This is a genomic window from Nocardioides sp. W7, from assembly GCF_022919075.1.
Lineage (GTDB): Bacteria > Actinomycetota > Actinomycetes > Propionibacteriales > Nocardioidaceae > Nocardioides.
Window position 1 is genome coordinate 4859813 of sequence record NZ_CP095078.1, and the last position, 24959, is coordinate 4884771.

At 71.8% G+C, this 24959-nt stretch carries 18 protein-coding genes; 8 read left to right on the forward strand and 10 right to left on the reverse strand.

Annotation, left to right across the window (positions count from 1 at the left end; all coding sequences use genetic code 11):
- Positions 1–140 precede the first annotated feature (140 nt).
- Together MUB56_RS22710 and MUB56_RS22715 are read right to left on the reverse strand one after the other, a co-directional pair.
- Positions 141–467: a hypothetical protein gene (locus tag MUB56_RS22710; RefSeq protein ID WP_244929283.1), complete on the reverse strand. Its 327-nt coding sequence runs from the start codon at positions 465–467 to the stop codon at positions 141–143.
- Between the two features lie 36 nt (positions 468–503).
- Positions 504–1283, reverse strand: a complete 780-nt coding sequence (locus MUB56_RS22715; protein WP_244929284.1) for an enoyl-CoA hydratase-related protein — start codon at positions 1281–1283, stop codon at positions 504–506.
- An 88-nt stretch (positions 1284–1371) separates the two neighbouring features.
- Between MUB56_RS22715 and glgX the strand changes: the two genes are divergently transcribed.
- Complete coding sequence (glgX, locus tag MUB56_RS22720) at positions 1372–3537, forward strand: glycogen debranching protein GlgX (RefSeq protein ID WP_244929285.1); 2166 nt, start codon at positions 1372–1374, stop codon at positions 3535–3537.
- Between the two features lie 84 nt (positions 3538–3621).
- Here the strand turns inward: glgX and MUB56_RS22725 are convergent, their stop codons facing one another.
- Both MUB56_RS22725 and glgP read right to left on the reverse strand, forming a co-directional pair.
- On the reverse strand, positions 3622–5928 hold the full coding sequence (locus tag MUB56_RS22725; RefSeq protein ID WP_244929286.1) for a right-handed parallel beta-helix repeat-containing protein: 2307 nt from the start codon (positions 5926–5928) through the stop codon (positions 3622–3624).
- Between the two features lie 199 nt (positions 5929–6127).
- Positions 6128–8722: an alpha-glucan family phosphorylase gene (gene glgP, locus MUB56_RS22730; RefSeq protein ID WP_244929287.1), complete on the reverse strand. Its 2595-nt coding sequence runs from the start codon at positions 8720–8722 to the stop codon at positions 6128–6130.
- A gap of 144 nt (positions 8723–8866) precedes the next feature.
- Here glgP and MUB56_RS22735 point away from each other — a divergent pair, with 144 nt between their 5' ends.
- From MUB56_RS22735 to MUB56_RS22755, 5 genes are all read left to right on the forward strand, one after another.
- On the forward strand, positions 8867–10840 hold the full coding sequence (locus MUB56_RS22735) for an alpha-1,4-glucan--maltose-1-phosphate maltosyltransferase (RefSeq protein WP_244929288.1): 1974 nt from the start codon (positions 8867–8869) through the stop codon (positions 10838–10840).
- Positions 10841–10920: 80 nt separating this feature from the next.
- Entirely contained in the window at positions 10921–12675 is a 1755-nt protein-coding gene (treS, locus tag MUB56_RS22740; RefSeq protein ID WP_244932457.1) for a maltose alpha-D-glucosyltransferase, read from the forward strand.
- Positions 12672–14099, forward strand: a complete 1428-nt coding sequence (locus tag MUB56_RS22745) for a phosphotransferase (protein WP_244929289.1) — start codon at positions 12672–12674, stop codon at positions 14097–14099. The genes treS and MUB56_RS22745 overlap by 4 nt, the downstream gene beginning before the upstream one ends.
- On the forward strand, positions 14096–16273 hold the full coding sequence (gene glgB / locus MUB56_RS22750; RefSeq protein ID WP_244929290.1) for a 1,4-alpha-glucan branching protein GlgB: 2178 nt from the start codon (positions 14096–14098) through the stop codon (positions 16271–16273). The genes MUB56_RS22745 and glgB overlap by 4 nt, the downstream gene beginning before the upstream one ends.
- A 176-nt stretch (positions 16274–16449) precedes the next feature.
- Positions 16450–17220: an NUDIX hydrolase gene (locus tag MUB56_RS22755; RefSeq protein ID WP_244929291.1), complete on the forward strand. Its 771-nt coding sequence runs from the start codon at positions 16450–16452 to the stop codon at positions 17218–17220.
- A 148-nt stretch (positions 17221–17368) separates the two neighbouring features.
- On the opposite strand, the gene MUB56_RS22760 is transcribed toward MUB56_RS22755, so the two are convergent.
- Positions 17369–18313 carry an EamA family transporter gene (locus MUB56_RS22760; RefSeq protein ID WP_244929292.1) on the reverse strand — a complete coding sequence of 315 codons (945 nt, stop codon included), beginning with the start codon at positions 18311–18313 and terminating at the stop codon, positions 17369–17371.
- A gap of 73 nt (positions 18314–18386) precedes the next feature.
- On the opposite strand from MUB56_RS22760, the gene MUB56_RS22765 reads away from it, so the two are divergent.
- Positions 18387–19298, forward strand: coding sequence for a LysR family transcriptional regulator (locus MUB56_RS22765; protein WP_244929293.1), 912 nt, complete (start codon positions 18387–18389; stop codon positions 19296–19298).
- Between the two features lie 186 nt (positions 19299–19484).
- Here MUB56_RS22765 and MUB56_RS22770 read toward each other — a convergent pair whose 3' ends face one another.
- The 5 genes from MUB56_RS22770 to MUB56_RS22790 all read right to left on the reverse strand — a co-directional run bounded on the left by MUB56_RS22770 (position 19485) and on the right by MUB56_RS22790 (position 24280).
- Positions 19485–20462, reverse strand: a complete 978-nt coding sequence (locus MUB56_RS22770; RefSeq protein WP_244929294.1) for a tetratricopeptide repeat protein — start codon at positions 20460–20462, stop codon at positions 19485–19487.
- 31 nt (positions 20463–20493) lie between these two features.
- Positions 20494–21699, reverse strand: coding sequence for an acetyl-CoA hydrolase/transferase C-terminal domain-containing protein (locus tag MUB56_RS22775; protein ID WP_244929295.1), 1206 nt, complete (start codon positions 21697–21699; stop codon positions 20494–20496).
- Positions 21700–21852: 153 nt separating this feature from the next.
- The gene (locus tag MUB56_RS22780) at positions 21853–22014 is read right to left on the reverse strand and encodes a hypothetical protein (protein ID WP_244929296.1); all 162 of its coding nucleotides are present in this window, start codon (positions 22012–22014) and stop codon (positions 21853–21855) included.
- Positions 22015–22137: 123 nt separating this feature from the next.
- Positions 22138–23097 carry a methylmalonyl Co-A mutase-associated GTPase MeaB gene (meaB, locus tag MUB56_RS22785; RefSeq protein ID WP_244929297.1) on the reverse strand — a complete coding sequence of 320 codons (960 nt, stop codon included), beginning with the start codon at positions 23095–23097 and terminating at the stop codon, positions 22138–22140.
- On the reverse strand, positions 23081–24280 hold the full coding sequence (locus MUB56_RS22790) for an acetyl-CoA C-acetyltransferase (RefSeq protein WP_244929298.1): 1200 nt from the start codon (positions 24278–24280) through the stop codon (positions 23081–23083). The genes meaB and MUB56_RS22790 overlap by 17 nt, the downstream gene beginning before the upstream one ends.
- Before the next feature lie 147 nt (positions 24281–24427).
- Here MUB56_RS22790 and mce point away from each other — a divergent pair, with 147 nt between their 5' ends.
- Positions 24428–24877 carry a methylmalonyl-CoA epimerase gene (mce, locus tag MUB56_RS22795; RefSeq protein ID WP_244929299.1) on the forward strand — a complete coding sequence of 150 codons (450 nt, stop codon included), beginning with the start codon at positions 24428–24430 and terminating at the stop codon, positions 24875–24877.
- Positions 24878–24959 lie beyond the last annotated feature (82 nt).

Here is a 24959-nt window from a genome sequence, read left to right on the forward strand (position 1 = left end):
CCTCCTGTGCACTCGAATGTGTCCGTGAGGCTACCGGTCGGTCACCGGACCTGTAACCGCGCCGAATGGTCGGATACCTCACAGTTGAACTCTCGCGACGGGCCGCGTGACGCGACCGACCGCGGTCGGATCTCAGCAGGTCAGGGCCGGATCAGGCGCTCCAGGAGCCGACCGATCACCAGCCACACGATGGCGGCGAGGCCCCAGTTGACCAGAGCGTTGGCCGCCTCCGTGTCGAAGGTCATCACCCCGTCCTGCCGGTCGAAGACCCCGAGGTCGAGGCTGTCGGCCAGGTCGAGGACGAACGTCACGAGCCCGTTCGACTCGTTGGTCTGGTCGATCGCCACCAGCAGCGCCCCCACGGCCAGCACCAGCGCGATCAGGGCCGCGACCGTCCAGACCGCCTGGGCGGCACGTACCCGCACGCGCGCCGACCCGGACACCGCCGTCTTGCTCTCTCTTGCCACGTCGGGAGGATGGCACAGCGGTGGTCGGCCCAAACCTCAGCGGCCGGTGAAGGTCGCCTTGCCGGGGCCGTTCGCGACGAAGGAGCTCATCCCCGCCGCGCGGTCCTCGGTGGCGAAGAGCGCCGCGAACTGCTGGCGCTCGATCTCCAGCCCCGTCTCCAGGTCCGTCTCGAGGCCCCGGTCGATGCTCTCCTTGGCCGCACGCAGGGCCAGGGCCGCTCCCCCGCTGAACTGTGCGGCCCAGGCCACGGCCTCGGCGTACACGTCTTCGGCCGGCACCACCTTGTCGGCCAGCCCGATCGCCAGGGCCTCGTCGGCCTTGACGAAGCGGCCCGTGAAGATCAGGTCCTTGGCCTTCGCGGGGCCGATCAGGCGGGCCAGCCGCTGGGTGCCACCGGCGCCGGGAATGATGCCGAGCAGCACCTCGGGCTGGCCGAAGACGGCGTTCTCGGCGGCGAAGCGCACGTCGGCGGCGAGCGCGAGCTCGCAGCCGCCACCCAGCGCGTAGCCGGTCACGGCCGCGACCACCGGCTTCGGGATCCGGGCGATCGCGGTGACCGCGCCCTGCAGCGGGCCGGAGCGCTTGACCATGTCCGCGTAGGACATGTCCGCCATCTCCTTGACGTCGTTGCCGGCCGCGAAGACCCGCTCCCCGCCGTACACCACGACGGCCCGGACGTCGTCGCGCTCCGTCGCCTCGGCGGCCGCGGCTCGCAGCTCGTCCTGCACCTGGAGGCTGATGGCGTTCATCTTCGGCCGGTCCAACCGGATCGTGCCGACGCCGTCCGCGACCTCGAGCCTGACGTGCTCACCCATCTGCTGTGCCTCTTCTCGACGACGGTGCGGCGACCGTACGTCGACGCTGCTGCTCGGCACTCTGCCAGCATCGGCGACAATGACGTCCGTGAGCCCTGGCATCTGGACGCATCTCGGTCAGCAGGCCCGGGTCTGGCCCGGCCGCAACTGGCCGCTGGGCGCGACCTGGTCACCGGAGTCGACCAACTTCGCGGTCTACGCCCCCAACGCCACCGAGTGCTGGCTGTGCGTCTTCGACGACGAGGACGTCGAGACCCGGCACCAGTTCACCGAGCGCTCCCTGGGCATCTGGCACGGTGCCCTGCCCGCCATCGCCCCGGGCACCCGCTACGGCTACCGAGTCGACGGGCCGTGGGACCCCACCCAGGGTTTCCGGTTCAACCCGCACAAGCTGCTGCTGGATCCCTACGCCCTGGCCACCTCCGGGACGATCCGCCCCGAGCCACCGCTCTTCGGCTACGACCTCGCCGACCCGACCGTGCGCGACGAGCGCGACTCCGCGCCGTACACCGCACGCAGCGTGATCGTCGACCCGTCCTTCGACTGGGAGGGCGACACCCCGATGCGCCGGCGGTGGCGCGACACCGTCATCTACGAGGCGCACGTCAAGGGCATGACCAAGCTCCACGACCGGGTTCCCGACGAGCTGCGCGGGACGTACGCCGGCCTCGCGACCCCCGCCGTCGTCGACTACCTGCGCGACCTCGGGGTGACCGCGGTCGAGCTGCTGCCGATCCAGCAGTTCTTCTCCGAGCCCGCGCTCGTCCAGCGCGGGACCACGAACTACTGGGGCTACAACACGATCAGCTACTTCGCTCCCGACGCCGGCTACTCCAGCGCCGGCGACCGGGGCGAGCAGGTCCGCGAGTTCAAGCACCTGGTCAAGTCCCTGCACGCCGCCGGCATCGAGGTGATCCTCGACGTCGTCTACAACCACACCGCCGAGGGCGGCGCGCTCGGGCCCACGATCTCCTTCCGCGGCCTCGACGACCGCGGCTTCTACAAGCGGGTCAAGCCCAGCATCGACGCCGCGAGCGGGCTGTCGGTCTTCGACGACAGCTACTGGGACGTCACCGGCTGCGGCAACACCGTCGACTCCAACGACCCGCTGGCGCTGCGGCTGATCCTCGACTCGCTGCGCTACTGGGTCACCGAGATGCACGTCGACGGCTTCCGCTTCGACCTGATGTCGGCGCTGACCCGCACGGGCTACGACGTCGACATGAACTGCCGGCTGCTGGTCGCCATCGGCCAGGACCCGGTGCTGCGGCACGTGAAGCTGATCGCCGAGCCCTGGGACGCCTCGATGGACGGCTACCTCGTCGGCCGGATGCCGCCGCCGTGGGTGGAGTGGAACGACCAGTACCGCGACGAGATCCGCGACTTCTGGCGCAACCACACCTCCGGCATCCGCACCGTAGCGACCCGGCTCGCCGGCTCCTCCGACCTGTACGCCGACGACGGCCGGTCGGCGTACAACTCGGTGAACTTCGTGACCGCGCACGACGGCTTCACGCTGCGCGACCTGGTGACCTACGAGCACAAGCACAACGAGGCCAACGGCGAGGGCAACCGCGACGGCACCGACAACAACCGGGCCTGGAACCACGGCGCCGAGGGCGAGACCGACGACCCGGCGCTGATCGCCGTGCGCCGCCGGCAGGCCGCGAACATCATGGCCACGCTGTGCCTCTCCAACGGCGTCCCGATGATCACCGCCGGTGACGAGCGCGGGCGCACGCAGGGCGGCAACAACAACGCCTACTGCCAGGACAACGAGACCTCCTGGATCGACTGGCGGCCCGACGACGCCTGGCTGGACGTCTACGAGATCACCAAGCTGGCGCTGCGACTGCGCCGCGAGCACCCCGCGCTGCGGCAGCGGCACTGGTTCGAGGGTCGGCCGACCATCCGCGGCGGACCCAAGGATCTGGCCTGGCTGCACCCCACCGGCCGGGAGATGACCGGCGACGACTGGCACGACCCCGACCTGCGGACGGTCGGCATGTTCGTCTCCGGCCAGCCGCTCCGGGCACCCGGGCCACAGGGTCAGCAGCAGGTCGACAAGTCCTTCATGGTGTGGTTCAACTCCGGCTGGCTCCCCCAGCCGGTCCACGTCCCCGAGAACGACTGGGTGCAGGCCGGCGAGGTCGTCCTCTCCACCGACGCCAAGCTCCCCCTCGGCACCACGGTCAAGGCCGGGGACCGGATCACCGTCGGCCGCCGTACCGTGGTTGTCCTGCGCGAGGTCTAGCGCCGACCCGTCACTCAGTCGGCCCTTTCTGCGGTGTGTCGGTGCAAGATTGACGGGTCGGCGCGTCCGCCCGCGGTCGGCGCGCTACCGGACGGTGAACGCCGCCCGAGCCGGAGTGCCGGCTCCGACGCGGTTGACCGCCCGCACGGTGATCCGCAGCCTGCCCTGCCGCAGCCTGGACGCCCGGAGCACCAGCCTGGTCGAGCGCACCGACGTGGAGAGCAGCGTCCTGCCGCCCTTGGTGACCAGCACGCGGTACGCCGTCACGGCAGCGCCACCGTCGAGGGCCGGGGCCCTCCAGGTCGCCACCCGCTTGGCCGACCGGGCCTTGCCACCCACCTTGAGGCTCCGCACCGGACCGGGCGCCGAGGTGATCACGGCCCGGGCGCTGAAGGACACGCTCGTCCCCGCCGAGGTCACCGCGCGGTGGACGGCGTCGGCCGCCTTGGTCGCGGTCACGACGCAGCCGCCGGCGCCGGTCGCGCTCAGCCGGTCGGCCACGACCGTGCATCCGGCCGCGGACCCACCGACGACTGCGAAGCTCACCGCACCGGAGCCCGAGCCGCCGGTGGTCGACAGCTCGACCGGGGTCCCGACGGAGCCGTCGGCCGCGTGCACCCGGAGGGGTGCCTGCTCGGCGGGCCCGAACGTGACCGGCACCGTCTCGGACGTCGCCGGCAGGTAGATCCCCGCCGCGCCCTTCGTCGCCCGGACCTGGCACGTCCCGACCGTCGTGGCGCTCACCCGGGTGGGAGAGGTGAGCAACGCGCATCCGGAGGCCGTGCCACCGACGATCTCGTAGCCGACAGCACCGCTCCCCGAACCACCGCTGGTGTCGAGCGCCACGGTGGCCCCGGCGACACCGGACCCGGCGACGAGCACGAGCGGCTCCTGGTCGACGGCGGCGAGCGAGACCGGGGTCGGCGCCGACGAGGTCGCGAGGTACGTCGCGTGCGCCGCCTTGGCCGCCGTCACCAGACAGGTCCCGGCACTGTCGGCGCTCAGCTGCGCCGGCGAGCCGCCGACCGTGCACCCGGACGCCGTACCGTCCCCGGCCACGAAGGTCACGGTGCCCGACCCGCTGCCGCCCGACGTCACCAGCGTCAGCGGGGTGCCGGCGCTGCCCGACGTCGAGGTCACGAGCAGCGGCGTCTGCTCGACCGCGACCCAGTCCGCGGGCTCGACGGCGCCGATGGCACAGCCCGTCGCCCCGGCCACCGGACCGGCCACGCCGCGCTGGTCCAGTCGTTCGCACAAGGGGTGGTCGTCGGCGGTGGCGCCCGCCGGGATCCGGTCGACGACGGGGCTCCCGGTGGCCGGACGGTGGGTCGACGTCGGCCCGCCGTTGTCCAGGAGGCTGCCGAGTGCGGGGTCGGTGCCGACGAGGTCCGTCGCGTGGTCCAGCTCGCACCCGGTTCCGGCGTCGGTGTTGTAGCCCAGGCTGACGATCATGGAGTCGTAGCAGCTGACGGCTCCGTTGGCGCCGATGATCGTGCCGGCCAGCCGGATCTTGCCGGAGCTGGTGTGGATGGCCCGGGTCGAGTTGCCGACGACCGTGCTGCCGCGGACCAGCATCGTCCCCGTCCGGTTCTCCACGGCGCTGCCCCAGAGAGCGCTGTTGCCGGTGATCGTGCTGTTGGCCATCGCGAGGTTGACGCTGCTGATGCCGCCGCCCTTGCTGGACGCGCTGTTGCCCGAGATCGTGCTGTCGCCGATGTTGAGCGCGTCCGCGGCGCCGTACTGGTAGACCGCGCCTCCGTCACCGCTGGCGACGGCGTTGCCCGACAGCGTCGAGCGCGCGATGGTCACGGCCGCGCCGCCCGCCCACACGCCCCCGCCCGCACCGCTCGCCGTGTTGTCGCTGATGGTGCTGTCGGTGATCAGCAGGCTCTCGCCCTGCCACGCGTAGACACCGCCCCCGGATTGGGCTTCGTTCCCGGTGATCGTGCTGTGGGAGATCGTCAGCGCCGCGGAGCTGGCGTGGATGCCGCCGCCGCTGCCGCCGTTGCCGCCGCGGACCGTCAGGTGGTCGACCGTGAGGGCGGACTGCGTGGTGATCACCGTGCCGTCGGCGGCTGCCTGGAGTACGGCGGGGCTCCCTGCGGGCGCGTAGGCGCCGGTGATGGTGATGCTCGGCAGCTCCCCCGGCACCTGCACGTTGTCGTGGATGGTGCCGGAGACCTTGACCGTGGCCTCGCCGTCCACCTGGGCGAGGGCGTACGACACCGTCTCGCAGGCGGTCGCGGTGGAGGCACAGTTGCCCGTGTCGGCACCGTCCTCGTCGACGTAGGCGACGGCGACCGCTGCGCTGGCCGGCGCCGCGAGCCCCCACGGGGTCAGCGCCGCTCCCAGGAGCGATCCCACGACGGCGATCCGCAGACAGGCGGACATGAGGACACCCCGTTCAGGTCGGCCGGTCCGAGCCACCAGCACAGAAGGCCCGGCCCAGTCGCCGGAGCGGGCGCCAGCATAGGGGCCACGGGCGGGGCGGCGCCGGTGATCTCTCCCAGTGACGCGCTCGACGGTCGGCCGACCTGTCAATGCTGCGCCGCCACACCGCGAAAAGTGCCGAGAAAGTGACGGGTCGCGCTCAGGGCAGGGCGACCACGCCGAGCTCGGCGACCGAGGTGAGGAGCTCGTTGCGAGGTACGACGCGGACGGTGTAGCCGAAGCCGCCCGAGTGGTCGAGGACCAGGTCGCCGTCGAAGCGGTGCCGGCCGGCGTCGTACGACTCGGCGAGCGTCAGCTCGAGGGTGGCGGCCTCGACGATCTCGTCCTCGCCGCTGGCGCGCCCGTGCACCAGCTGGACGATCACGTCGTCGGGAGCCAGGTCGCCCAGTGCGACGAAGCCGCGGACGTGCAGGGTCGCTCCGACCTCGGGGGCGTCGCCGACCCCGCTGCTCTCGACGTGCTCGACCCGGACGCCGGGCCAGCCCGCGCGCACCCGCTTCTTCCAGGCGGCCAGCTCGGCGGCACCGGCGTAGTCGCTGTTGAGCCGGCGGGCGTTGACCGCCGCCGGCGCGTAGAGCTGGCGGACGTAGTCGCGCACCATCCGGGTGGCGAGCACCTTCGGACCCAGCGACTTCAGCGTGTGCCGCAGCATCTCCACCCAGCGGGTCGGCACCCCCTCGCCGTCGAGGTCGTAGAAGCGCGGCGTGACCTCGTGCTCGATCAGGTCGTAGAGCGCCTCGGCCTCGAGGTCGTCACGGCGGTCGGTGTCCTCGACGCCGTCGGCCGACGGGATCGCCCAGCCGTTCTCGCCGTCGTACCACTCGTCCCACCAGCCGTCGAGGATCGAGAGGTTCAGACCGCCGTTGAGCGCGGCCTTCATGCCGGACGTGCCGCACGCCTCGTAGGGACGCAGCGGGTTGTTCAACCACACGTCGCACCCGGGGTAGAGCGGCTGGGCCATCGCGATGTCGTAGTTCGGCAGGAAGACGATGCGGTGCCGGACCTCGGGGTCGTCGGCGAAGCGCACCAGCTCCTGGATCAGCCGCTTGCCGCCGTCGTCGGCCGGGTGCGACTTGCCGGCGATCACCAGCTGCACCGGGCGCTCGGGGTGCAGCAGCAGCCGCTTGAGCCGCTCGGGGTCGCGGAGCATCAGCGTGAGGCGCTTGTACGACGGCACCCGGCGCGCGAAGCCGATGGTCAGCACGTCGGCGTCGAGGGCGGAGTCGATCCAGCCGAGCTCGGCCTTGGCCGCCCCGCGCTTCTCCCAGGACTGCCGCAGCCGGCGGCGGGCGTCGAGGACCAGCCGCTCGCGCAGCTGCCGCTTGACCGACCAGACGTCGGTGCCCGACACCTTGTCGACCGCCGCCCAGAACGTCTCGGTGTCGTCGCCGTCGGGGTCCGCGCCCTGGCCGGCGGCGAGCTGGAAGATCTCGCGGGCCACCCAGGTCGGGGCGTGCACGCCGTTGGTGATCGACCCGATCGGCACCTCGGCCTCGTCGAAGGCCGACCACAGCCCGTTGAACATGCCGCGCGACACCTCGCCGTGCAGCTTCGAGACGCCGTTGGCCCGCTGGGCCAGCCGGAAGCCCATCACTGCCATGTTGAACACCGACGGGTCGCCCCCGTCGTAGTCCTCTCGCCCGAGCGAGAGGATCCGCTCGACGGGGACGCCGGGGGTCGCGCCCGCGTCGCTGAAGTACTGCTCGACGAGCGTCAGCGGGAACCGGTCGATGCCGGCCGGGACCGGCGTGTGGGTGGTGAACACGGTCGAGGCGCGGCTGACCTCGAGCGCGGTGTCGAAGTCGAGGCGCGGGCCGCCCTCGGCGACCGTCAGCTCGCGGATCCGCTCCAGACCCAGGAAGCCGGCGTGGCCCTCGTTGGTGTGGAAGACCTCGGGCTCGGGGTGGCCGGTGATCCGGGAGTAGGCCCGCAGCGCCTTGACGCCGCCGACGCCGAGCAGCAGCTCCTGGCGCAGCCGGTGCTCGGAGTTGCCGCCGTAGAGCCGGTCGGTCACGTCGACGTAGTGGTCGGGGTTGCCCTCGACGTCGGTGTCGAGCATCAGCAGCGGCACCCGGCCGACGCTGGCGACCCAGATCCGGGCCAGCAGCTCGGGACCGTCGGGCAGCGCGATCGAGATCATCGCCCGCGACCCGTCGGCCTCGCGCAGCAGCGAGATCGGCAGCTCGTCGGGGTCGAGGACCGGGTAGGTCTCCTGCTGCCAGCCCTCGCGGGAGAGCGCCTGCTGGAAGTAGCCGTGCCGGTACAGCAGGCCGACGCCGACGATCGGCACGCCGAGGTCGCTGGCGGCCTTGAGGTGGTCGCCGGCCAGGATACCGAGCCCGCCGGAGTACTGCGGCAGCACCGCGGTGATGCCGAACTCGGGTGAGAAGTACCCGATGGCTCGTGGGCCGGAGAACTCGGTGGTCGAGCTCGTCGAGACCCTCTGGTACCAGCGGTCGTGCGTCAGGTACGCGTCGAGGTCGGCCTGGGCGACGCCCAGCCGCTCCAGGAAGCCCTCGTCGGCGGCCAGCTCGTCGAGCCGCGCCCGGCCGACGGCACCGAGCAGCCGGACCGGGTCGTGGCCCGTCGACTCCCACAGGTCCGCGTCGACCTCGGCGAAGACGTCCTGGCTCTCGGGGTGCCAGGACCACCGGAGGTTCCCGGCGAGGTCGCCGAGCGCCGCAAGGGCGGGAGGAAGGACGGGGCGGACGGTGAATCGTCGGATCGCGCGCACCGGAGCGACGCTAGCGGCTCTGCTTGAACGATCCAACCTCCACGCTCGGATCCGGTTCCATCGGTGAGCAGTGGGTACTCGATCAGCATCCCGGGCCGGCATCCGCCTTGCCGGCCCGCCCCATGCTCTCGCTAGGTTGGTGAAATGGTCGGACGCATCCCCGTCATGAACGTCATGCCCGTCGTCGACCTCGGTCGGCTGCCGGCGAAGGCGACCGTCGACGAGCCCTTTCCCGTGTCGGCCTCGGTGTTCCGCGAGGGCCACGACAAGCTCGGAGCCGAGGTGGTCCTCACCGACCCCTCCGGCGTCCGACGCGACCCGGTCCGGATGGGCAAGGACCCCGACGTCCCGGACCGGTACGCCGCCTGGGTGACCCCGGACGCACCCGGTGCCTGGACCTTCGAGGTGCAGGCCTGGTCCGACCCGATCGGCACCTGGCAGCACGCCGCCGGCATCAAGATCCCGGCCGAGATCGACGTCGAGCTGATGTTCACCGAGGGCCGGCTGCTGCTGGAGCGGGTCCAGGCCGACGTCGCGCGCACCGACCGGGCGGCCCACGAGCTGCTCGCGGGCGCGATCGCCGCCTGCACCGACAGCGCCCGGCCGGCCCCGGCCCGGCTGGCGGTGCTGCAGTCCCCCGACCTCGAGGCCCTGCTGCTGGCCCACCCGCTGCGCGAGCTGGTCACCGTCGAGGGCCCCTACCCGGCGTACGCCGACCGACCCCGCGCGCTGTTCGGCTCCTGGTACGAGTTCTTCCCGCGCTCCGAGGGCGCGACCAGGGACCCCGAGACGGGCAAGGTCACCAGCGGCACGTTCGCGACCGCTGCCGAGCGCCTCGACGCGGTGGCCGAGATGGGCTTCGACGTCATCTACCTGCCGCCGATCCACCCGATCGGCGAGGTCAACCGGAAGGGGCCCAACAACACGCTGACCCCCGGCCCCGACGACCCGGGCTCGCCGTGGGCGATCGGGTCCAAGGACGGCGGCCACGACGCGATCCACCCCGCCCTCGGCACCTTCGACGACTTCGACGCCTTCGTCGCGCGCGCCGCCGAGCTCGGCCTGGAGGTCGCCCTCGACCTGGCTCTGCAGGCCGCGCCCGACCACCCGTGGGTGACCGAGCACCCGGAGTGGTTCACCACCCGCGCCGACGGGACCATCGCCTACGCCGAGAACCCGCCGAAGAAGTACCAGGACATCTACCCGGTCAACTTCGACAACGACCCGAGCGGCATCTGCCGCGAGGTGCTCCGGCTGGTGCGGCACTGGATGTCGCACGGCGTGCGGATCTTCCGGGTCGACAACCCGCACACCAAGCCGCTGGCGTTCTGGGAGTGGCTGCTCAAGGAGGTCCGGCGTACCGACCCCGACGTGCTCTTCCTCTCCGAGGCCTTCACCCGCCCGGCGATGATGCACGGCCTCGGCGCGGTCGGCTACCACCAGAGCTACACCTACTTCACCTGGCGCACGGCGAAGTGGGAGATCGAGGAGTACCTCACCGAGCTCTCCCACGAGTCCGACCACCTGCTCCGGCCGAACTTCTTCGTCAACACCCCCGACATCCTGCACGCCTACCTCCAGTACGGCGGCCCGGCGGCGTTCAAGATCCGCGCCGTCGTCGCGGCCTGCGGGTCGCCGAGCTGGGGCGTGTACGCCGGCTACGAGCTCTACGAGCACGTGGCGGTCAAGCCGGGCAGCGAGGAGTACCTCGACTCGGAGAAGTACCAGATCCGGATCCGGGACTGGGAGGGCGCGGCCCGCGAGGGCCGCACCCTGGCGCCGTACCTCACCCGCCTCAACGAGATCCGGCGCCGCCACCCCGGTCTCCAGCAGCTGCGCAACGTCGCCGTGCACAGCAGCGACGACGAGAACGTCCTGTGCTTCTCCAAGCAGACCGGCGAGGACCTGGTGATCGTCGTGGTCAACCTCGACCCGCACGCGACCCGGGAGACCATGATCCACCTCGACCTCCCCGCGCTGGGTCTGGACTGGACCGACTCGCTCGTCGTCCACGACGAGATCACCGGCGAGGACTGGAGCTGGGGCCAGCACAACTACGTCCGTCTCGACCCCTACAACGAGCCCGCTCACGTGCTGAGCGTCAGGAGGACTGTGTGAGCCAGACCGAGACCGACCCCACCACCGCCGAGGACGGTCCCACCCCCGTCCCGGAGGGACCCCCGCTGGGCGAGGACCCGATCGTCGACGGCCACACCGACTCCGGCGTCGATGCCCGGTCGGCCGCACACTCCACGCCCGACTGGTTCAAGACGGCCGTCTTCTACGAGGTGCTGGTCCGCTCGTTCCGCGACTCCAACGGCGACGGCACCGGCGACTTCCGGGGTCTGGTCGAGAAGCTCGACTACCTGGAGTGGCTCGGCATCGACTGCCTGTGGGTCCCGCCGTTCTTCCCGAGCCCACTGCGCGACGGCGGGTACGACGTCGCCGACTACACCGGCGTCCTCCCCCAGATCGGCACCATCGAGGACTTCCGCTACTTCCTCGACCAGGCGCACGAGCGCGGCATCCGGGTGATCATCGACTTCGTCATGAACCACACCAGCGACCAGCACCCCTGGTTCCAGGCCAGCCGGTCCGACCCGGACGGCCCGTACGGCGACTTCTACGTCTGGTCCGACACCGACGACAAGTACCAGGACGCCCGGATCATCTTCGTCGATACCGAGCCGTCGAACTGGACCTGGGACCCGGTGCGGCAGCAGTACTTCTGGCACCGGTTCTTCTCCCACCAGCCCGACCTCAACTTCGACAACCCCAAGGTTCTCGAAGCGATGATCGACGCGATGAAGTTCTGGCTCGACATGGGCATGGACGGCTTCCGGCTCGACGCGGTGCCGTACCTCTTCGAGCGGGAGGGCGGCGACGGCGAGAACCTCCCGGAGACCCACGACGTACTGAAGATCGTGCGCCGGTTCGTCGACGACAACTACCCCGGCCGGGTGCTGCTGTGCGAGGCCAACCAGTGGCCCGAGGACGTCGTCGAGTACTTCGGCGACTTCGAGGTCGGCGGCGACGAGTGCCACATGGCCTTCCACTTCCCCGTGATGCCGCGGATCTTCATGGCGGTACGCCGGGAGTCGCGCTTCCCGATCTCGGAGATCCTCGAGCAGACGCCGGCGATCCCGCACAACTGCCAGTGGGGCATCTTCCTGCGCAACCACGACGAGTTGACCCTGGAGATGGTCACCGACGAGGACCGCGACTACATGTGGGGCGAGTACGCCAAGGACCCCCGGATGAAGGCCAACATCGGCATCCGCCGGCGCCTGGCCCCGCTGCTCGAGAACGACACCAACCAGATCGAGCTGTTCAACGCGCTGCTGCTCTCGCTCCCGGGCTCGCCCGTCCTCTACTACGGCGACGAGATCGGGATGGGCGACAACATCTGGCTCGGTGACCGCGACGGCGTGCGCACCCCGATGCAGTGGACCTCCGACCGCAACGCCGGCTTCTCCTCGGCCAACCCCGGCAGGCTCGACCTGCCGGTGGTCCAGGACGCGATCTACGGCTACGAGTCGGTCAACGTCGAGGCGCAGCTGGAGAACTCCTCCTCGCTGCTGCACTGGACCCGCCGGATGATCCACGCCCGACGGCACCACCCGGCGTTCGGGCTCGGCACCTTCACCGACCTCGGCGGCTCCAACTCCACCGTGCTCTCCTACGTCCGCGAGCACGTCGACGAGGACCCTTCGACAGGCTCAGGACAAGCGGCAGAAGATGTGATCCTCTGCGTCAACAACCTCTCCCGTTTCCCGCAGCCCGTCGAGCTCGACCTGCGCCGCTTCGAGGGTCGGCGCCCCATCGAGCTGCTGGGCGGCGTGCCGTTCCCGGTGATCGGCGAGCTGCCGTACCTGCTGACCCTGGCCGGCTACGGCTTCTACTGGTTCCGGCTGACCGCGCCCGAGTCGCAGGAAGAGGGGCAGCTGCTGTGAAGGTGGAGCACATCGACCCGACCGTCTTCGCCGACTACCTCGGCAAGACCCGTTGGTTCGGCGGCAAGGGACGGCCGTTCGACGTGACCGACGTCGAGCGGATCGGGGTGGTCCCCGGTGCGGTCGACGCCGGCCCGCACGTCGTCGTACACCTCGTCGAGCTGACGTACGGCGACACCGAGGGCGGGACCGAGCACTACCAGGTCCCGCTGGCCCTCTACATCGAGGCCCAGAGCCGGCTCGACCACGCGTTCGTCGGCTGGTGGGAGGAGCCCGAGCACGGCTGGGTGCACGCCTACGACGCGCTGCACGACAAGGTGGCGATGGCCAGCTGGCTGCGCAGCTTCGTCGAGGCCGAGGCCGCCTCGGACGGCACCCTCGTCGATCCCGCCAGCGGGCTGGCCTTCCACCGGCTGCCCGGGCACGCGCTCGACAGCGACGTGCACTCCGCCCTCTTCTCCGGTGAGCAGTCGAACTCCTCGGTGCTCTTCGGCGAGGACTCGCTGATGAAGCTGTTCCGCAAGGTCACTCCCGGCAGCAACCCCGACATCGCCGTCCACGACGTGCTGACCCGGACCGGCTCCGAGCACGTCGCCGCCCTGTTCGGCTGGGTCGACTGGCGCGACCCCGCGTCCGGGGAGGTCGTCCAGCTCGCGATGCTGCAGCAGTTCCTGCGCACCGCCACCGACGGCTGGGACCTCGCCCTGTCGAGCGTCCGCAACCTGTTCGCCGAGGCCGACCTGCACGCCCACGAGGTCGGCGGCGACTTCGCGGGCGAGGCCTCCCGGCTCGGCGAGGCGCTGCGCGAGGTGCACGACGCGCTGGCCGCCCACTTCCCGAGCGCGGACCGGGGCCCCGAGGCCACCCGCGACCTGGCCGAGGCGATGCGGGCCCGGCTGGACGCCGCGCTGGCGGTCGTCCCCGAGCTCGCCGAGCACGCCGAGGCGCTGCGGGCGACGTACGACCGGGTCGCCGACCTGCCGTCGATCACCGTCCAGCAGATCCACGGCGACCTGCACCTGGGTCAGACCCTGCGCACGTCGACGGGGTGGAAGATCGTCGACTTCGAGGGCGAGCCGGCCAAGACGATGGCCGAGCGCCAGCTGCCCGACTCGCCGTGGCGCGACGTCGCCGGCATGCTGCGCTCCTTCGACTACGCCCCCCGCGTCGTCGAGCGCAGCCACGACGAGGACGACCCCGAGGGTGCCGCCCAGCGCGCCTACCGCGCCGAGGAGTGGGCCCACCGCAACCGCAACCACTTCCTCGTCGCCTACGCCGGCGGCGAGGTGAGCGACGAGCAGCGCGTGCTGCTCGACGCCTACGTCGCCGACAAGGCCGTCTACGAGACCGTGTACGAGACACGCAACCGGCCGACGTGGGTGGCCATCCCACTCGACGCCATCGCGAGGATCGGAGCCCGATGAGCATCCCGACCATCCAGCCCGTCGCCCAGGAGCTGCTCGCCCAGATCGTGCGTGGCGAGCACGGTGACCCACACGCCGTCCTCGGCCCGCACCCCCACGACGGCGGCGTCACCGTGCGGGTCCTCAAGCCCCTGGCCTCCTCGGTGACCATCCAGCACGCCGACGGCGAGACCCGCCTCGAGCACGAGTACGAAGGCGTCTGGGTCGGCGTGCTGCCGGTCGCCGAGGTGCCCGACTACCGCGTCGCCGTGGCGTACGACGGCCCGCCGACGGTCGTCGACGACCCGTACCGCTTCCTGCCCACGCTGGGCGAGATGGACCTGCACCTGATCAACGAGGGCCGCCACGAGCAGCTCTGGCAGGTGCTCGGGGCCCGCGTGCACCGCTACGACGGCGCGATCGGCCCGGTCACCGGCACCTCCTTCGCGGTCTGGGCCCCCTCGGCCCGCGCGATCCGCATCAAGGCCGACTTCAACGCCTGGGACGACCGCGCGCACCCGATGCGCCAGCTCGGCACGTCCGGCGTGTGGGAGCTCTTCGTGCCCGGGATCGGCACCGGAGCGACCTACAAGTACGCCGTCCTCGGGGCCGACGGGGTCTGGCGCGAGAAGGCCGACCCGATGGCGGCCTGGTCTGAGACGCCCGCCCAGACGGCGTCGAAGGTGTTCGAGTCGACCTACGTGTGGGGCGACCAGGAGTGGATGGCGGCGCGGCCGGAGAAGCAGCCGATCACCTCCGCCATGTCGACCTACGAGATGCACCTCGCGTCCTGGCGGCGCGACAAGACCTGGGAGCAGCTCGCCGAGGAGCTGCCGGCGTACCTCTCCGACCTGGGCTTCACCCACGTCGAGCTGATGCCGGTGATGCAGCACCCGTTCGGCGGCTCGTGGGGCTACCACGTGACGTCGTACTTCGCGACGGACGCACGCTTCGGCGACCCCGACGGCTTCCGGCTGCTCGTCGACCGGCTGCATCAGGCTGGGATCGGCGTCATCCTCGACTGGGTGCCCGGCCACTTCGCCACCGACGAGTGGGCGCTGGCGCGCTTCGACGGCACCCCGCTCTACGAGGACCCCAACCCGCAGCGCGGCTGGCACAAGGAGTGGGGCTCGCACATCTTCAACTTCGGCCGCCACGAGGTGCGCAACTTCCTCTACGCCAACGCGCTGTACTGGATGGAGGAGTTCCACGCCGACGGGCTGCGCGTGGACGGCGTCGCGTCGATGCTCTACCTCGACTACTCCCGTGAGGAGGGCGAGTGGACGCCGAACAAGAACGGCGGCCGCGAGAACCTCGAGGCGGTGCAGTTCCTGCAGGAGATGAACGCCACCGTCTACAAGCGGGTCCCCGGCATCACCACGATCGCCGAGGAGTCGACGTCCTGGCCGGGCGTCACCAAGCCGACGTCCGAGGGCGGCCTGGGCTTCGGCTTCAAGTGGAACATGGGCTGGATGCACGACTCGCTCGGCTACGTCCAGCACCAGCCGGTGCACCGCGCCTACCACCACGGCGAGATGACCTTCTCCCTCGTCTACGCGTGGTCGGAGAACTACGTGCTGCCGATCAGCCACGACGAGGTCGTGCACGGCAAGGGCTCGCTGCTGCGTAAGATGCCCGGCGACCGCTGGCAGCAGCTGGCCAACCTGCGCGCCTACCTCGGCTTCATGTGGGCCCACCCCGGCAAGCAGCTGCTGTTCATGGGCGCGGAGTTCGGCCAGGAGTCGGAGTGGGCGGAGTCCCGCGAGCTCGACTGGTGGCTCACCGACCACCCCGAGCACCGCGGCGTGCAGTCCCTGGTGCGCGACCTCAACTCCGCCTACCGCTCCTCGGAGGCGATCTGGGGCCAGGACCACGACCCGGAGGGCTTCGCCTGGATCGACGCCAACGACGCGGGCCGCAACGTCTTCTCGTTCGTACGCCGCTCCCCCGGTGCGCCCGACGTAGCCTGCGTGGCGAACTTCGCCGCCGTCCCGCACTTCGACTTCCGGCTCGGCCTGCCCGAGGCCGGTGAGTGGGAGGAGATCCTCAACACCGACGCGTCGGCGTACACCGGCTCCGGCGTCGGCAACCTGGGCGCCATCACCGGCGTCGAGGGCGAGTGGTCCGGGCAGCCGGCGTACGCCGACATCGTGGTGCCGCCGCTCGCGACGGTGTGGTTCCGCAAGCGGGCCTGAGTCTGGGGGCCTGGTGCCTCAGGAGGCCCAGGAACCCCAGGTTCATCACGGTATGCAGGCCAGTTCGCACTCCCCACGGTGGGTACGCCGTGGAATGTGCCGACTCGTCTGCATACCGTGATTGGTTCGCGTTCACCCACGCCGGCCGGCGCGCACCCACCCACTACCCTGGCGGCGTGAGCGAGCAGCCGACGACGATGACGACGACCGTGACCACGGTGGCCGTCGGCGTCGCCCGGATCTCCTGGGACGCCGGCCAGCCGGTCGACGTGGTCCGCCACGAGGTCGTCGCCGCGCTGCTGGACCACGACCGGGTCGAGGCCCTGGTCGACCCCGCCGACGAGGCGGCGCAGCGGACCGCCACGTGGTCGGGGATGCGGCGCGAGGGCGTGATGCGCGGTGTCCCGGTCGACGGTGCCCCGGCCGACCGGATCGTCTACGCCCGGCTGGCCAGCGACCTCCCGACCCACGAGCCCGAGGGGTTCCGGGCGCTGCTCAACTCGTTCCTCCCCCGCAAGCGCGCGATCTCCCAGTTGCTGATGCGCGACGAGTCCGAGCGGGTGCTGCTGTGCCAGCTGACCTACAAGCAGGACTGGGACCTGCCCGGCGGCGTCGTCGAGGTCGGCGAGTCGCCGCAGGTCGCCGTCGGCCGCGAGGTCGAGGAGGAGCTCGGTCTCGTCATCACTCCCGGCCCGCTCGTGCTCACCGACTGGCTGCCCCCGTGGAGCGGCTGGGACGACGCGCTCTGCCTGGTCTTCGACGGTGGCGTCCGGCCGGCCTCGATCCTGGAGCAGGTCGTGCGTCAGGAGCGCGAGATCCGGTCCGCGGAGTTCTGCACCCTCGAGCAGGTCGACGAGCGGTGCGCCGACTTCACCGCACGGCGGGTGCGGTCGGCGCTGACGAACCTGGACGGCCGCGGCTCGTCGTACACCGAGTCGGGGCGGTAGCCGGCTCGCTCGGCCCCGGCTGCGCCGTCCGGCGGTGGACTGTCCACCTTTTCTCGACGCGCTTCGGTGGACCGCTCACCGCCGCCGCGGAGCCGTGTCGACCAGCGGTGGGCCGTCCACCGTTCCTGGACGCTCTTCGGTGGACCGCTCACCGCCGCCGCGGAGCCGTGTCGACCAGCGGCGGGCCGTCCACCGTTCCTGGACGCGGTTCGGTGGACCGCTCACCGCTGCCCCCGGGCCGCCGGCCCGACCGGAGCGCGACCAGCACGCCACCGACCAGCAGCAGCCCGCCGCCAGCCTCGGCCCCGTTCGGCACCTGGTCGAGCAGCAGCCAGGCCGAGGCCATCGCGACGACCGGGGCGAGCAGCACCCACGGCACGACGGCGGCCGAGGGGTTGCGGGCGAGCAGGGAGTTGAAGATGCCGTACCCGACCAACGAGGAGAGTCCCGCGGTGTACAGCGTCGACAGGGCCGCCTGCCAGCCGAACGCCGCGAGACCGTCGGCCACCGCGCTCGGGCCGTCGACGACCAGAGCGAGCATCAGCAGCGGCACGGGTACGACGGTCGCGGACCAGACCGTGAGCGACAGCCCACCCGGCACCCGCGCCGCCCGCGAGACGACGTTGCCGACTCCCCACGAGAGCGCACCGAGCAGGCAGAGCAGCAGCGCCGCCGCGGGGACCTGCCCGCCGCGGCCCAGCCCGACCACGACGAGGCCGGTGACCCCGAGCAGCACGCCCGCCACCTGGGCGGAGGTTGGCACCTCGCGCAGCACCCCGGCGGCGATCACGATCGTGAACACGACCTGCGCCTGCAGCACCAGGGCGGCCAGACCCGGCGGCATCCCGGCGTCCATCGCGACGTAGAGGAAGCCGAACTGGCCGATCGACATGAAGGTGCCCACCGCCGCCAGGGTCCGCCACGGCACGTCCGGGCGCCGGACCAGGAAGATCGCCGGGAAGACCACCAGCACGAACCGCAGCGCCAGGAAGAGCAGTGGCGGGACGCCGTCCATCCCCCAGTCGATGACGACGAAGTTGAACCCCCAGACGGCGGCGACGAGGGCGGCGAGCAGGCAGTCACGGCGAGTCACCCGGCCAGCCTCCCGGACGACAACCATGAAGCACCAGCGAATCCTCATACGCAGTTCCTTGTAGCATCGCTGCATGATCGACCTCGCAGCGCTCACTGCCCTCCGGGCCGTCGCCACCCACGGCTCCGTGGTCGCCGCGGCCGACGCACTCGGCTACACCCCGAGCGCGGTCTCCCAGCAGGTCAAGCGGCTGGAGCGGCAGACCGGCGTCCCGCTGCTGGAGCGGGTCGGCCGCGGCGTGATGCTCACCGGCCACGGCCGGCACCTCGTCGACGAGGGCGGCCGGCTGCTCGCCGACCTCGAGCAGCTGGAGGCGGGGCTGCACCGCCAGGCCGACGCGATCTCGGGGCACCTGCGGCTGACGACGTTCTCGACCGCGATGCGCGGGCTCATCGCACCGGTCGTCCACGACCTGCTGACCGCACACCCCGGCCTGACGGTCACCCTCACCGAGCGCGAGCCCTGGGACACCGTCGACCTGGTCGCCACCGGGCAGACCGACGTCGGCGTCGTGCACCGCTGGGGCGACGTCGCCATCCCCGTGCCCGACCACCTCGAGACCACCCAGGTGGCCCAGGACGTCGCCGACGTCGTCGTGCACCCCGAGCACCCACTGGCCGGGCGCGACCGGGTCACCCCCGCCGACCTCGTGGACGAGGACTGGATCGCGACCCCCGAGGGCACGATCTGCCGCCAGTGGCTGAACCGGATGTACGACGGCACCGGCCGCCTCCCGCGGATCGCGCACACCGCGATGGAGTTCGACTCCCACCTCGCGCTCGTGCGCGCCGGGCTCGGCATCGCCCTGGTGCCGCGGCTCGGCCGTCAGCCCCTGGACGGCGTCGTCGCCGTCCGCGCCCACGACCCGGTGCCGACCCGCGACGTCGTCGCCGTGCACCGGCGCAGCATGGCCGACTCCCCCGCCGTCTCAGCGGTGCTGGCGGCCCTGGCTACCTCGTCGATAGACCACACGCTGGTCGAGTAGCCCCGAGGAACGAGGGGCGTATCGAGACCCTCCCCTCGCTGGTCGAGTAGCCCCGAGGAACGAGGGGCGTATCGAGACCGTCACCGGATCGAGGTCTCGATACGCCGGTCGCGAGCTCCTTCGTCGCTCGCGCGGCTACTCGACCTGACCGCCCTGCAGGACCTCGCAGGCTCGTTCCTGGGGCGGTCAGAACAGGGCCGAGGCCAGCGCCTGACGGCCCTTCAGGACCCGCGCGTCGTCGTTGCCGACGGCCGCGAACAGTCCCAGCAGGTGCTCGCGGGCGGCGTCGCGCTCCTTGCCGGACGTACGACGGATCAGCTCGACCAGCCGGGTGAAGGCCTGCTCCACCTGCCCGTCGTACAGCTCCAGGTCGGCGACCAGGGTCTGCGCCTCGACGTCGTCGGGGCTGGCGTCGGCGGCGGCCCGGGCGGCCTGCGGATCGGCACCCAGCGCCCGCTGCAGCACCTTGGCCATCGCCAGCCCGGCGGCCGCCTCGGCGTCGGCGGGGTTGGCGGCGAGGAGCTTCTGGTACTCCGCGACCGCCCGGTCGACGTCGCCCTCGGCGAGCGCGTCCTGGGCGGGGGCGTAGCGCGGGTCGACGTACTCCGCGTCGTCGCCCTCGACCGCCGCGGGGCCGCCCTGGCGCGGCTGGTGCCGCCCGGTCATGCCCTGCGCGGTGAGCTGCTGCACGACCTGGGTGAGCGCGGTGCGCAGCTCCTCCAGCGGCAGCGCGTCCTGCAGGAGCGGCGCGGGCCGGCCGTCGAGCACAGCCACCACGAGCGGGATGGACGGGATCTGCATGGCCTGCGCGATGCCGGGTGCGGCGTCGATGTCGACGAGACCCGCGAGGAACCGCCCCTCGAACTCCGCCGACAGCAGCGCGAGGTCGTCGGCCAGCCGGCCGCTCTCGGGCATCCGGGTGCGGGAGTAGAAGACCAGCAGCACCGGCGCGGTCATCGAGGACTCGAGGACGGCCTGGAAGCTCTCCTCGGTGACCTCGACGGCGTACGACGAGCCGCCGACCGCAGCGGGACCGGCACCCGCCGGCGCGCCCGGGGCGCCGGCACCCGGGCCTCCGGCACCAGCCGGAGGGGCACTCGGCGCGGTGCGCTTGAGCGCCGACAGGTCGATGGCACCGGGACGGGAGAACGGCTGCTGGCTCATGGGCCCAATCCTAGGGATCGCTCCACACGCGTCACGCCAGGCCCAGCTCGACGGCCTCCTCGAGCAGCTCGTCGCGCACGCTCGGGTGAGCCACCGCGATGATCTGCCGGGCCTGCTCGCGCTCGTCGACGCCGAAGACCTGGGCCAGCCCCTGCTCGGTCACGACCGCGCTCATCTGGAACGACGTCACCGGCTCGTCGACCAGCGGCACGATCGTCGAGGTGTCCGCCTTCGGGTGCCAGGAGCGCAGCGCCATGAACGCCTGCCCGCCCTGGCTGTGCAGCGCCCCGACGTAGAAGTCCGTCTGCCCACCGAAGCCGGAGTGGATGCGCGCCTTGATCCGCGACGCGTTCACCTGGCCGAACAGGTCGACCTGCAGCGCGGTGTTGACGCTGACCATCTGCGGGTTCTGGGCGATCCGGGCCGGGCTGTTGGTGACCTCGGTCCGCTTCATCACGATGCGGTCGTTGCGGTCGACCCACTCGAGCAGCTCGGACGAGCCGAACATGAACGACGCCGTGATCGGGACGTTGCGGTCCAGCGCCCCCGCCTTCTCGAGCGCGAGCACGCTGTCGGAGAACATCTCGGTCCAGACCCGCAGCCCGGTGCGGCCCACCAGTCCGCGCAGGGTCGCGTCGGGGACGGCGCCGATCCCCGCCTGCAGCGTCGATCCGTCGGCCACCCGCTCCGAGACCAGCGCCCCGATCCGCGCCGAGGTCTCGTCCACGGCCCCTTGCGGCGCGTGCGGCATCTCCTCGTCGGCCTCCACCAGGACGTCGATCTGGTCCAGGTCGAGCTCGGCGTCGCCGTACGTCCAGGGCATCCGCGCGTTGACCTGCGCCACCACGACGCCACCGCGTCGACGGCAGGCCTCGACCGCGGCCGGGAGCACGTTGACCTCGACCCCGAGGGAGACCTTCCCGTCGCGCGGCCGCGTCGTGTGCAGGACGACGACGTCGGGCGGCAGCTGGTCGGCGAAGAGCCGCGGCACCATCGACAGCCGGGCCGGCACGTAGCGCAGCCGCGGGCTGCGCCGCTGCCCCGGGCCGACGAAGGACGACTCCAGGATCACCCCGTCCCGGTCGGGCAGTCCGGGCTGCCCGTTGAGGGCCCACAGCCGGTACGACGGCAGCGCCGCGTTCAGCAGACCGAGGGTGTGCCACGGGGTCGCGTGGTTGCCGGTGACGACGACACGGGGGTTGGCGGGCAGGGTCGCGAGTGCACGGGCGAGATCCACGTCCCGATCCCATCACAGCAGACAAGGGGGTGGCCCGGGCCCCGGGTCACCGCAGGCGAGGACGTTCGCCCCGGGCCGCGGCGGGACTTCTGACGTCGTACGACCTGGTCGCCCTGGGCGCCGGATCGGACGACGTCCGACTCCGGCGCAGGCTCAGAGCTCGTCGATGAGGGCGACGGCCGAGGAGAGCACGTCCCCGGTGGCGGCCCAGGCCCGGTCCCCGCCCGAGCCCGCCGTGTCCGCGAGACCCCGCGGGTCGGAGACCAGCCAGACGCCCAGGAACACCGCCAGCAGCGGCACGACAGCCCTCTTCACGACGACACCATCCTCTGACACCCGAAAGTCATGACTGGTTCGCCCCGAGGATGCCGCGCACCGGGCCGCGCGCCACGCAGGCGCGCCGGTCCAGACCAGCAAGGACGCTCGGGGCGCCGGGGCCTACGACTCGGCCAGCAGCTCGTCGGCCGCGGCGTACGGGTCGCTCTGCCCCGCGACCACCCGCGCCGCGAGCTCGTCGAGCTCGGTGCGCCCGCCGACGTCGGCCCACCGCGACCGGAGCGCGGTGACGGCGATCGCCTCGATCTCCCGTCGGGCCCGGCGAGTACGACGCCGCGCCAGCTCGCCGGTCGACGCCAGCCAGGCGTGGTGCTCCTCGATCGCCGCCGCCAGCTCGGGGACACCGGTGCCGGCCTGCGCGACCGTGGCCAGGACCGGCGGTCGCCAGGCCTCCTCGGGGCGCTGCGCGAGATCGAGCATCGAGCGCAGGTCGCGGCGGACCCGGTCGGCGCCGTCGCGGTCGGCCTTGTTGACGACGTACACGTCTCCGATCTCCAGGATGCCGGCCTTGGCCGCCTGGATCCCGTCGCCCATGCCGGGTGCGAGCAGCACCAGGGTGGTGTCGGCCTGCGCGGCGATGTCGATCTCGCTCTGGCCGACGCCGACGGTCTCGACGAGCACGACGTCGTACCCGGCGGCGTCGAGGACCCGGATGGCCTGCGGGGTGCTCCAGGCCAGCCCGCCGAGGTGTCCGCGGGCGGCCATCGAGCGGATGTAGACGCCGTCGTCGGAGGCGTGGTCGGACATCCGCACCCGGTCGCCGAGCAGGGCGCCGCCCGAGAAGGGCGAGGACGGGTCAACCGCCAGCACCCCGACCCGCCTACCGGCGGCCCGCAGCTCGCGCACGAGCGCGTTGGTGGTGGTCGACTTGCCGACGCCGGGCGAGCCGGTGACGCCGATGACCTGCGCCCGGCCCGCGTGCGGGGCCAGGGCGGCCATCACCTCGCGCAGCAGCGGCGACTCGTCCTCGACGAGGGAGACCAGGCGCGCCACGGCACGGACCTCGCCGGCGCGGGCGCGCTCGACGAGGTCCGGTGCGCTGGCGCTACTTCTTCGGGACACGCACGATCAGCGCGTCGCCCTGGCCGCCGCCGCCGCACAGAGCGGCCGCGCCGACGCCACCGCCGCGGCGCTGGAGCTCAAGCGCCAGGTGCAGCACCACGCGGGTGCCGGACATGCCGACCGGGTGGCCGAGCGCGATCGCACCGCCGTTGACGTTGACCTTGGCGTCGTCCAGGCCGAGCTCGCGGGCCGAGGCGATGCCGACCGCGGCGAAGGCCTCGTTGAACTCGACCAGGTCGAGGTCGGTCGGGGCGATGCCCTCCTTCGCGCACGCCTTCGCGGTGGCCGCCGCCGGCTGCAGCTGGAGGGTGGAGTCGGGGCCGGCGACCTGGCCGTGCGCGCCGATCTCGGCGAGCCACTCCAGGCCGAGCTCCTCGGCCTTGGCCCTGCTCATCACGACGACCGCGGCGGCGCCGTCGGAGATCTGGGAGGAGGAGCCGGCCGTGATGGTGCCCTCCTTGGAGAACGCCGGGCGCAGCTTGCCGAGCGAGTCGGCGGTGGTGGCGCCGCGCACGCCCTCGTCGGTGGAGATGACGACCGGGTCGCCCTTGCGCTGCGGGATCGAGACCGGCACCACCTCGGCGTCGAAGACGCCGTTCTTCCAGGCGGCCGCGGCCTTCTGGTGCGACTGGGCGGCGAACTCGTCCTGCTCGGCGCGGGTGAGGTTCTGCGCCGCCGCGTTGCACTCCTCGGTGAGCAGGCCCATCGCCTGGGTGGTGAACTGGTCGAACAGGGCGTCGTAGGCCATCGAGTCGACCAGCTTCACGTCGCCGAACTTGATGCCCTCGCGCGACTTCGGCAGGAAGTGCGGCGCGTTGGTCATCGACTCCATGCCGCCGGCCACGACGATCTCGCACTCGCCGGCGCGGATCAGCTGGTCGGCCAGGGCGATGGCGTTCAGGCCGGAGAGACAGACCTTGTTGATCGTCATCGACGGGACGCTCATCGGGATGCCGCCGGCGACGGCGGCCGTGCGGGCGGGGTTCTGGCCGGCCCCGGCCATGATGACCTGGCCCATGATCACGTAGTCGACCTGGTCCCCGGAGACACCGGCCTTCGCGAGCGCGCCCTCGATGGCGTGGCCGCCCAGCTGGGCCGCGGTCAGATCCTTGAGACCGCCGGAGAGGCGGCCGATCGGGGTACGGGCCCCGGCGACGATGACACTGGGGACGACGCTTGACATGGTTCCTCCGGATGGAAAGACGGACGGGCCGATGCTTCGGACCCTACCCACGAGTCACAGGGGTGGCGAGGGAGTCCGCACCCGGGCTCATGAGGCACATCTCACAAGCGGTCGCCGGGCCCGGGGCCGGCGTACGACCATGGCGCCATGAGCGCCTCCACGACCGGGACCGACCTTCCGCAGCACCTGTTCACCGCGATCGACCACGTCGGCATGGCCGTGCCCGATCTCGACGAGGCGATCGCCTTCTACCGCGACACCCTCGGCATGACGCTGGCCCACCAGGAGGTCAACGAGGAGCAGGGCGTGCGCGAGGCGATGATGGCCGTCGGCGACTCCGGCTCGTGCGTCCAGCTGCTCGCGCCGATCGACGAGACCTCGACGATCGCGAAGTTCATCGGCCGCAACGGCCCCGGCTGCCAGCAGGTCGCCTACCGGGTCGAGGACGTCGAGCAGGTGAGCGCGATCCTGCGCGAGCGCGGTCTGCGGCTGCTCTACGACGCCCCGAAGCGCGGTACGTCGGACTCGCGGATCAACTTCGTGCACCCCAAGGACGCCGGCGGCGTGCTCGTCGAGCTGGTCCAGCCCGCCCGCTAAGTCGAGTCCGGACTCCTGACCGTTGAGTCGGGAGTCGGGCTGACACGTCGCGTCCCCAGGTCCGGACTCAACGGTCAGGAGT